11 protein-coding genes and 2 tRNA genes are annotated in these 8789 nt (G+C 50.4%); 1 reads left to right on the top strand and 12 read right to left on the bottom strand.

Features of this window, described 5'->3' with window-relative positions; genetic code table 11:
• Nucleotides 1-164 precede the first annotated feature (164 nt).
• The 7 genes from H8S80_RS33695 to H8S80_RS33665 form a co-directional block, all read right to left on the bottom strand.
• Nucleotides 165-253: transfer RNA gene (locus H8S80_RS33695), tRNA-Ser, on the bottom strand.
• 48 nt (nucleotides 254-301) lie between these two features.
• A tRNA-Ser gene (locus H8S80_RS33690) sits at nucleotides 302-387 on the bottom strand.
• 352 nt (nucleotides 388-739) lie between these two features.
• Nucleotides 740-1384, bottom strand: a complete 645-nt coding sequence (gene pcp, locus H8S80_RS33685; RefSeq protein ID WP_055655014.1) for a pyroglutamyl-peptidase I — start codon at nucleotides 1382-1384, stop codon at nucleotides 740-742.
• A 69-nt stretch (nucleotides 1385-1453) separates the two neighbouring features.
• Nucleotides 1454-2437, bottom strand: coding sequence for a 2,5-dihydroxypyridine 5,6-dioxygenase NicX family protein (locus H8S80_RS33680; protein WP_055655013.1), 984 nt, complete (start codon nucleotides 2435-2437; stop codon nucleotides 1454-1456).
• A 34-nt stretch (nucleotides 2438-2471) separates the two neighbouring features.
• Complete coding sequence (locus tag H8S80_RS33675) at nucleotides 2472-3416, bottom strand: DUF979 domain-containing protein (protein ID WP_002601506.1); 945 nt, start codon at nucleotides 3414-3416, stop codon at nucleotides 2472-2474.
• 17 nt (nucleotides 3417-3433) lie between these two features.
• Nucleotides 3434-4135, bottom strand: coding sequence for a 5-oxoproline transporter, DUF969 family subunit (locus H8S80_RS33670; RefSeq protein WP_198292943.1), 702 nt, complete (start codon nucleotides 4133-4135; stop codon nucleotides 3434-3436).
• A gap of 305 nt (nucleotides 4136-4440) precedes the next feature.
• Nucleotides 4441-4710 (bottom strand): hypothetical protein, encoded by a 270-nt coding sequence (locus H8S80_RS33665; protein ID WP_002601508.1) that lies wholly within the window; start codon nucleotides 4708-4710, stop codon nucleotides 4441-4443.
• Nucleotides 4711-4893: 183 nt separating this feature from the next.
• Between H8S80_RS33665 and H8S80_RS33660 the strand changes: the two genes are divergently transcribed.
• A complete protein-coding gene (locus H8S80_RS33660; protein WP_002601509.1) occupies nucleotides 4894-5217 on the top strand; it encodes a helix-turn-helix domain-containing protein in 324 nt (107 codons plus the stop codon).
• Between the two features lie 74 nt (nucleotides 5218-5291).
• On the opposite strand, the gene ispD is transcribed toward H8S80_RS33660, so the two are convergent.
• From ispD to H8S80_RS33635, 5 genes are all read right to left on the bottom strand, one after another.
• Nucleotides 5292-6005 carry a 2-C-methyl-D-erythritol 4-phosphate cytidylyltransferase gene (ispD, locus tag H8S80_RS33655; protein ID WP_025530108.1) on the bottom strand — a complete coding sequence of 238 codons (714 nt, stop codon included), beginning with the start codon at nucleotides 6003-6005 and terminating at the stop codon, nucleotides 5292-5294.
• 53 nt (nucleotides 6006-6058) lie between these two features.
• Entirely contained in the window at nucleotides 6059-7096 is a 1038-nt protein-coding gene (tsaD, locus tag H8S80_RS33650) for a tRNA (adenosine(37)-N6)-threonylcarbamoyltransferase complex transferase subunit TsaD (protein WP_117622852.1), read from the bottom strand.
• Nucleotides 7097-7221: 125 nt separating this feature from the next.
• Complete coding sequence (locus tag H8S80_RS33645) at nucleotides 7222-8127, bottom strand: ribonuclease Z (protein WP_002601512.1); 906 nt, start codon at nucleotides 8125-8127, stop codon at nucleotides 7222-7224.
• A gap of 150 nt (nucleotides 8128-8277) precedes the next feature.
• The gene (locus H8S80_RS33640) at nucleotides 8278-8454 is read right to left on the bottom strand and encodes an N-acetyltransferase (RefSeq protein ID WP_181988083.1); all 177 of its coding nucleotides are present in this window, start codon (nucleotides 8452-8454) and stop codon (nucleotides 8278-8280) included.
• Between the two features lie 41 nt (nucleotides 8455-8495).
• Nucleotides 8496-8690, bottom strand: a complete 195-nt coding sequence (locus tag H8S80_RS33635; protein ID WP_278321579.1) for a GNAT family N-acetyltransferase — start codon at nucleotides 8688-8690, stop codon at nucleotides 8496-8498.
• Between the last annotated feature and the right edge of the window lie 99 nt (nucleotides 8691-8789).

The raw sequence follows: 8789 nt of genomic DNA, 5'->3' as shown, positions 1-8789 counted from the left end.
TTCGTATACAATAATTGTATTCGTTCTGAATTTTCTCATTCAAAGCCATCAAACAATGGCTTGTTTTATTAGAATTTTCAGGGTTTTACATACTGTTCAATCTTCTGTTTTCAAAGTGCTGTGCGCATCTGACTCCGGGATAACATGTCCGGCGTAAATGCTAGCGCAGAAGGAGGGATTTGAACCCTCGCGCCGCTACTAACGGCCTACTCCCTTTCCAGGGGAGCCCCTTCAGCCGCTTGGGTACTTCTGCAATTAGCTGATTTAATTTCTATATAATATTCAGCGGCAAACCTGCCAACGGAGAGGATGGGATTCGAACCCATGCGCCCTTGCGGACAAACGGTTTTCAAGACCGCCTCGTTATGACCACTTCGATACCTCTCCAAACGTGCTTTTCTATTTTAAGGGATAATCGCGCTTTTGTCAAGCACTTTTTTTCTCTTTTTTTCAACCTCTGGAAGGTTTTAAAAGCGGGTTGCCATCAGAAGCAACTCGGCTAGTTTACCATTGTTTTTACAATCTGTCAACAGATTTCAACAAATTTTTCCAGTTTTTTTATTTTACGCGTTTTACCGCCGTTTCCAGCCCGTCAGCCGGTGCATTTACCAGTGTCTCACATCGTAAATATGGCAGTCCGGAACAAAAGCGGCGGACTGTGATCCGGGATTCCGGTCATCTGTATCCGGTGCGCTTTTGCTCCGGCTCTCTGCCCTTATCTATCGCGGGTGTCGAACGATCAGTGCGTCTCACCGGCACTGACACGGTCTGCCACTTTTTCGTCTACGATTGCCTCAATTGCATATTCAATCGATTTTTCGATTGCCTCAAGGGTCATGGATGGCGTTCCCGCCGCCTTGTCAATTACCTGGCCGCTGGCGTATGGTACGTGAATAAAACCGGCGCGGATATTGGGGTAGCGCTTCGCACACATATAAAGAACATTGTACATCACTGCATTGCAGACATAGGTTCCTGCTGTATAGGAGATCGAGCAGGGCAGACCATGCTCCCGTACATTCTGCATCATGGCCTTGACCGGCAGAGACGCAAAGTAAGCGTTCTCTCCGTCAGACTGAAGCAGCTCGTCCACCGGCTGCTCTCCCTGGTTGTCCGGAATTCTCGCATCTGCAAAATTAATAGCCACCTTCTCGATGGTGACGCTGGCTCTTCCGCCTGCCTGGCCTACGTTTAGGACCACGTCAGGCTGGTGCTGCCGGATTCCCTCTTCCACGGACGGGCCGCATTTAGAAAATACCGTGGGTATCTCCAGCTTGATAATCTCCGCACCATGTATGGTGTCCGGAAGAAGCTTGACCGCCTCATACGCCGGATTTACTTTTTCTCCCCCAAAGGGGTCAAAACCTGTCACTAAAATCTTCATAATTTTATTCTCTCCATTTTTCTTAAGATATACAGAAACGGTTATGGGAATCACACTTTCCGGTCCTGTCTAAAAAAATACAGGTTCCGGTATGATAATTCTCCCCTGCTGAATCAGCTGGCGGTTGTCCGCAAAAAGGTTCGGTTCCCTCGCTACCAGATCAAAATGGCCGTTCGCCTCATGGGTTCCGCCCAGCGCGATATTTCTGCCCAGACCGATATGGAACGTACCGTAGGCGGACTCGTCCTCAATGTAACACCGGCCGGCGCACTGGGAGTAGGAATTTAAACCGATCCCCAGCTCGCCCGCCACATAGATTCCGGAATCATGATAGCCTTCCATATACTCCTTCAGGCGTTTGCCTGTGGGAGTCTCCTCGATCTCCACGATTCGTCCCTCTTTAAAGACGACCCGGGTATCTTCCCTGGCCGCTCCGATATAGCCCAGAGAGCCGTCGATCACCATCGTTCCATTGGTACCGCATTCCTCCACGGGAATATAGACCTCTATGCTGGCCGAGGAAAATCCGCCTCCATCTGCAGTTACCCCATTGAAAAATCCGGGCATTCTTCCTCTCTTCATCAGGGTCAGGTCCGTTCCCGCATCCGTCTTGATCTGGATGCGGGACGAGGACTTTAAGTATTTCATGATTACTTCTGCCGTCAGTTTCGACTTCTTAACGTCCATTTTCAGGAAATCAAAGGTCAGCATGGATTGTCCATTATTGGTGGAAAGGGGCAGAGAGAGAAACTTTGCCCGGCGCTTTATCACATTTCTGGCCGCCTTCGTCGTCACAAGGCTGTACTCCGTAGCCGCAAGCACCGCGTTGTAAGAATCAAAGATATCGGGATGCTGGTCAAAGAAGACGCCCACATGCTGTCCCTGTCGTTCTACCAGCAGAATGCTGACCGCGTGGGTGCGTTTTTCCGCCTGACGCTTTAAGACCTCCGCTTCGGCCATGTTCTTCTCCCCCGCCACGATCATGAGGCGGTCCCAGGGCTTCAGCTTCAGCCACCGGTTAATTATAATTTTTGCTCCCTCTTCCAGTTCCATGTGCTCTACGTTCCATTTCTCTATGTTCTGATTTTTAGTGCAGCGCGATCATATAGATAATCTGAACGACAATCATAATGAGCGCTACGACGATCTGATTCTTGATTACGCCAAAACGGTTCTTCATATCCAGGATAGCTACTGGCACAATGTTGAAATTGGCCGCCATCGGTGTCAACAGCGTTCCGCAGAAACCGCAGGTTAAGGCTATCATGCCGATTACCACCGGATCCGCGCCGTAGTTTAAGATACAGGGCGCTCCGATACCGATCGTCATAACCGTGATCGCTCCATAAGCATTGCCCATAATGGCCGTAAATAATACCATGCCGATGGCAAATACAATAATTCCTATGGTTACATTTCCCGGAGGGACGATACCTGAGACAATCTTTCCGATTACCTCACCTACGCCGGCGGCCGTGAACACGCCTCCCAGTGCGCCCAGCAGCTGCGGCAGCATACAGAGCGGTCCCATCATGGACAGGAAACGCTCGGAATCCTTGAGAAACGTAGAAGGGCGGTTGTCCCTCGAATAAGCCATTAACAGAATGATAGAGATGATAACGCCGACAGCGACCCCCACCAGAGCGCTGATCTTGGTCAGCAGCGCGAAGGCCAGAGACATCACACCCATGGTCAGAGCGGGAAGGAAAATCTTCATGCCGATTTTCTCATACTGCTTCCTTGAGTACTCTTTTGTTGGAATCGTCTGTTTTCCAACTTTTACACGTTTGAAGATGGCCGGGATGATCATGATGATGACGAGAGTTCCCGAAACCTTGGTGGGCAGCCAGTGGCCGAGAGCACACACGATACCGAAGGATGTCCAGAATACAAACGTTCCGTAGCGGGCCGGGTTCTCTTTGTCCAGTAAATTCTTAACGCCTGCGTAAATGGTAATCAGGCCGATGATGATATATACGCACTCCAGCAGCTTACTGCTGAGTGAAATTGCTGAATCCATAAAAAATGACATGAGTGACTACCTCCTGGTTATGATTTTCCTTTTTCTGATCTGCCGGATTTTAAGTATTTCTGTCTGAGACGCTTGTCCTTCAGAGTGAAATAGATGCAGGCGACGACAAGCGCCGTCAAAGCCACCGGAATCTCCACCTTGGCCAGATCGATGAGCTCTACTTCATAACCCAGTCCCTTTAACGTACCCTGGACGAGAAGTCCGCCGGAACCGCCTACAAACAGGACCTGGAAGAAGAACCAGCTGATATTCTCCATAGCGGAAGCCATTCCCTTCGCCTCCTCTATGTAGTCCTCATCCGCAGGCTCGTCATCCTCGGAGATGGCGCCTTCCGCCATAGGCAGAAGTACCGGACGTATAAAGCCGGCAACACCGCCGAAGCCCACGTTAAACGCACCAAAAAAGGAACGCATGGCTCCATAGATGCATACCAGCTTTCCGACGGTCACATTCTTGAATTTGCGGATAAAGTCCGCGGCCGCCTCACGAAGCCCGTTGCGCTCCAGCGTTCCGGTCACCAGTAAGATAATAATAAAAATAGCCATGCTTCTGTTTGATACAAAATTGCTTCCCAGGTTTTCCAGCAGTCCGCCTACTCCCAGTCCTCCGACGAGAGCCGTGGAAACAGCTGCCAGAAAGATGATCAGAATAGAATCCAGCTTTAATGCAAAGCCGACAATGACGATTACAATTCCGATAAGTTTCAGATACTCCATCATACTACCTCCTAAATATAATTTTCCCCACACGCAGCTTAAGCGCGCGATCGTTATCTTTCTATTATACCGTAGCGAAGGGGGTTTTTCAACCGGAATACCAGCGCCGGTCCACCGTCTTTTCGGGATTTGCGCCGGTATTTCCCCCTCCTGATCACAATCCGGAGCAGGGAAAAACAGAAAAAAGATATCCACAGAATACGTTCTGAAAGAGCCGTAAACTTCTCTCTCAGGAAATATTCTGTGGATATCTTTTACCTTCTGAAATCTCCCCAAAATGCGTATGAGGGGGCGTTTTCATTTTCTCATCACCTCTGGCTGTTCTTCTCAAGCCGTATCATCAGACCTTTTTTGGCCTCTGTCGATGTGGAATACTCCGTCTTTTCTCCGGTAATATAGTAGATTGCATCATTCCAGGTCTCTGTGGTATATTCCTCGGCTGGAATCTCGTCAAGAGCGGCGCGGCATTGGAACCTGCGTTTCGTCCCGCGTAAATCGGATAAATACTGGCAGCCCATTCTGGAACTTAACTGCTCCAGCAAATCGGTTCTGCCGCTTCCTTCCCGTATTTTTTCCATTGTTTCACGCTCCTATTCATTCGTTATTCCGGTGCATTTTGAGAAATGTGTTCGCATCATACATTTAATACTCCATATGGTTAATAATATTGTAATCAATGCAATATGTCAAGTGAGGGATTGCATTATTTGCCACAGATATTTCATTGAATGCAATACTATGAAACTGGAAGGGGGTATTTTATGTATATCGACTTCAATTTTGCAAAACGTCTTTCTGAGCTGCGGACACAAAAAGGCGTATCCGCGCGGGACATGAGTCTGTCACTGGGCCAGAACCCCACATATATCCATAAAATAGAAAATGGGACTTCTCTCCCATCCATGATGGGGTTCTTTTATATATGTGAGTATTTAAACATCGAACCCTCCGACTTTTTTGCTGTGGAGAGACCCTGTCCTGCCAAACTAAAAGATATTATGGAAGATGCACAGCACTTGAATCGTGAGCAGCTGGATCATCTTCATCTCCTGATAAAGGATCTGTTGAAGGCAGGGCAAAAATAAGCCGCAAAAAAGAGCTTGACTGGTATCACCCGGTCAAACTCTTTTTTCTGTCCGTATTTCTCTTCTACTGTCAGCTAAATCATATGATTTCTTCTCAGCAATACCTCCGCCAGATCCATGTCCTCCGGCGTGGTCACCTTGATATTGGAATAGTCGCCGCGGATCAGCTTCACCTTCCTGTCCGTCATACTCTCCACGACCATGGCGTCGTCCGTCACACCGGTCTGATACGCTTCCGATGAAAGCAGCTTCGAGTAAGCGCCGAAGATCAGGCCATAATCGAAGGCCTGAGGCGTCTGAATCTGCCAGAGACGGCTTCTGTCGGGTGTCATGACGGCAAATTCGTCGTCATCAGACATTTTCACCGTGTCCTTCACCGGCATTCCCACCACGCAGGCGCCGTAACGGCCTGCCCCCTCTATAGCCGCGGAAATGATCTCCCCGGTGACACAGGGCCTTGCGCCGTCGTGGATCAAGACAATATCACAGTCTGTCACCGCCTTCAGCCCCTCAAACACGGAGTGGTACCGCTCTCTGCCGCCCTCCGTGATCTGACTGACCTTTTGAAAACCGAATCTCTCCACAATCTCTTTTCTGCAGTACCCGGTCTCTCCCCGTCCGGTGACGAGAATAACCTGCTTTACCGGGCTGTCTTCAAATGCTTTTAACGCATAGTAAATGAGAGGCTTTCCCCCCAGTTCCAGATACTGCTTCTGAATATCGCTTTCCATGCGCGTTCCTTTTCCGGCAGCCAGAACGATGGCCGCCGTATTTTTGCATTCCCGCATCTCCACGTATCCTCCTCCTTCTTTCAGTCCCTGGTTCCGGCTCTATTCGCCGTTTAACGTTCTCCCAGCTTCAGGTTCGGCACTGCGTTTAAATCCCAGCCCGCCCTGGCGCCACCCATGTATTCATAATAGGCCGCGACGCCGATCATGGCGGCGTTGTCCGTACAGTAAATGGGGGATGGATAATAGAAATCAATTCCCGCCTTGCTGCACGCCTTCTTCATCCCCTCACGAAGAGCGGAGTTGGATGCCACGCCTCCGGCGATCGCCACCTTGTGAAATCCGTATTCCTTCGCCGCCGCTATCGTATGGCTCACCAGCACATCCACAACCGCATTCTGGAACGAGGCCGCCAAATCGGGAACATTGATCTCCTCCCCCATCATCTTCGCATGGTTGATGTGATTCAACACGGCTGATTTGAGGCCGCTGAAGCTGAAATCGTAGACGTTGGCCTCCACCTTTGCCCTCGGGAAACGGATGGCCTGCGGATTGCCCTCTTTCGCTGCCTTATCGATCTTCGGACCGCCCGGGTATCCCAGTCCCACAGCCCTGGCCACCTTGTCAAAGGCCTCTCCCGCCGCGTCGTCTCTCGTTCTGCCCAGGATCTCGAACTCACCGTAATCCTTCACTACAACCAGGTGCGTATGGCCGCCTGAGACAATCAGACACATAAAGGGCGGTTCCAGCTCCGGATGCTCGATGTAATTGGCGGAAACGTGCCCCTCAATGTGATGGACTCCGACCAGCGGCTTCTTAGCCGCATAGGCGATGGCCTTTGCCTCGGCTACGCCCACCAAAAGCGCGCCTACCAGGCCTGGCCCGTAGGTCACGCCGACAGCGTCCATCTCCTCCAGTGTCATCCCCGCCTCAGAAAGGGCCGCTTCCACCACCTGGTTAATCTTTTCAATATGTTTCCTCGACGCGATCTCGGGCACCACTCCGCCATAGATGGTGTGGAGTGCGATCTGGGAGGAGATGATGTTGGACAGCACTTCCCGGCCGTTCTTCACCACCGCCGCCGCGGTCTCATCACAGGAGCTCTCAATCGCCAGTATATAGACATCTTCCTCAGTATGATTCTTTTTCATTTCATTTGCCTCATCAATCTTCATCAAATTCGTAGCGATTCAGCCGTGCATCTTCATGTTTTCGAAGAGCACGAAAACACGAAGCCCGGGCGTTCAGCCCTATGTCAGTATGTACGGCTGATTCGTTACTCAAATTCCAGTTCCACGGTCCATGCGTCCTTCGCCGCCTTTGCCCGCGGAAAGATCTCTCTTACCTTGTCCATAAATTCCTCAGGCCTCGTCAGGGAGGGACTGTAATGGGTCAGCCACAGCTGCTTCGGATTCGCTTCCTTCGCCAGCCTGGCCGCCTCGTAAAAGGTCATGTGCTTGTATTCCCTGGCCTTGGCCTCCTTGCCGTCCTCACCGTACATGCCTTCACAGATGAAGAGATCCGCATCCTTCGCATATTCGGCAATCACCGGCACCGGTCTCGTATCGGTACAGTACGTAACCTTTAAGCCTCTCCGCGTCGGGCCCAGAACCATGTCCGGTGTAAAGACTTTTCCGTCCTCTTCCATGGTCTCTCCCCGCTGCAGACGGCTCCAGAATTTCTGAGGTATCTCATACTCTTTCGCCCGTTCCACATCGAAACGGCCCGTTCTCGGAATGGAAATGGAATATCCGTAACAGACCACGTTGTGATTCACACGGTACGCGTCAATCACGTAGGGCCCCATCTTAAGCTGTTCTCTCGGCTCACTCAGCTCGATGAATTTCAGCTCAAAGGGCAGTTCCGGTGCGATCACGCGAAGCGCCGTCACCACCCGCTCCAGCCCCCTGGGGCCGATCATGGTCAGGGGTTCTGTCCGTTCCGCGTTTCCCATGGTTAAAAGAAGTCCCGGCAGACCGCTGATGTGGTCCGCGTGGTAATGAGTAAAGCAGATGACGTCAATCGGCTTGGGGCTCCATCCCTTTTCCTTCAGCGCAATCTGCGTTCCCTCGCCGCAATCGATTAAAAGGCTGCTTCCATCACAGCGCGCCATCATGGAAGTCAGCCACCGATACGGCAGAGGCATCATACCTCCCGTGCCCAGCAAACATATATCTAACATAGACAGATCCTCGTTTCTTTCATTATTTATTTCAGTCCATCTTTCGGATCATGAATCCAAAAGGACACAGCAACTGCGCTGCCGCCTAACCGAAATCATATCACAGGTTGGCATAAATAATCAAGAGGTCTTTGTCCGGCCGGGCTTCACTCAATTTTCCTTCATCATAATATATTCCGTTATTCCCTCTCTGTAAAGGCCGGGAATCTCTCCCACCTGCCGATAGCCATTTTTTTCGTAGAAACGCTTCGCTTCCGGATTGAAATCTGCAACACCAAAGAGTCCGGCATCCCGGACGCTTGCGCCGGAGCGGGGTTGCTTCAGCAACCAAATTTCCTTAGCGCGGAGTGCGCATCCTCCGGGGAGTTTTATTTAACAGGATGAACCTTCCTGTTAAATAAAAATAGTCTGTGAGCATCGGCACAAACTACATTTTCCAGGTAATCTATTAACTTTCTGCCAATCCCCTGGCCTCTGTATTCCTCTTTCACAGCAATGAGGTGTAAGTAAGGGAAACTGTGAAAACACCCCTTTGGTATGTAAGAACAAAGTGCCTTCGGCACTCTCAACTCCCCTGCCCCTCACTCATGAGGGGTTTTGGGGTTTTCCTTTGTCACTTTTTGTTGTAAAATATTCTTATGTATAAAAAGAACATTCTTCAA

It is taken from the genome of Hungatella sp. L36, assembly GCF_014288035.1.
This window is presented reverse-complemented; position numbering and strand designations above follow the sequence as displayed.

Coding starts and splice junctions, on each gene's coding strand:
- H8S80_RS33660 (WP_002601509.1), top strand. CDS start 4,894: ATGTATATCGACTTCAATTTTGCAAAACGTCTTTCTGAGCTGCGGACA.
- H8S80_RS33670 (WP_198292943.1), bottom strand. CDS start 4,135: ATGATGGAGTATCTGAAACTTATCGGAATTGTAATCGTCATTGTCGGC.
- tsaD (WP_117622852.1), bottom strand. CDS start 7,096: ATGAAAAAGAATCATACTGAGGAAGATGTCTATATACTGGCGATTGAG.
- H8S80_RS33665 (WP_002601508.1), bottom strand. CDS start 4,710: ATGGAAAAAATACGGGAAGGAAGCGGCAGAACCGATTTGCTGGAGCAG.
- H8S80_RS33645 (WP_002601512.1), bottom strand. CDS start 8,127: ATGTTAGATATATGTTTGCTGGGCACGGGAGGTATGATGCCTCTGCCG.
- H8S80_RS33680 (WP_055655013.1), bottom strand. CDS start 2,437: ATGGAACTGGAAGAGGGAGCAAAAATTATAATTAACCGGTGGCTGAAG.
- ispD (WP_025530108.1), bottom strand. CDS start 6,005: ATGCGGGAATGCAAAAATACGGCGGCCATCGTTCTGGCTGCCGGAAAA.
- H8S80_RS33675 (WP_002601506.1), bottom strand. CDS start 3,416: ATGTCATTTTTTATGGATTCAGCAATTTCACTCAGCAGTAAGCTGCTG.
- pcp (WP_055655014.1), bottom strand. CDS start 1,384: ATGAAGATTTTAGTGACAGGTTTTGACCCCTTTGGGGGAGAAAAAGTA.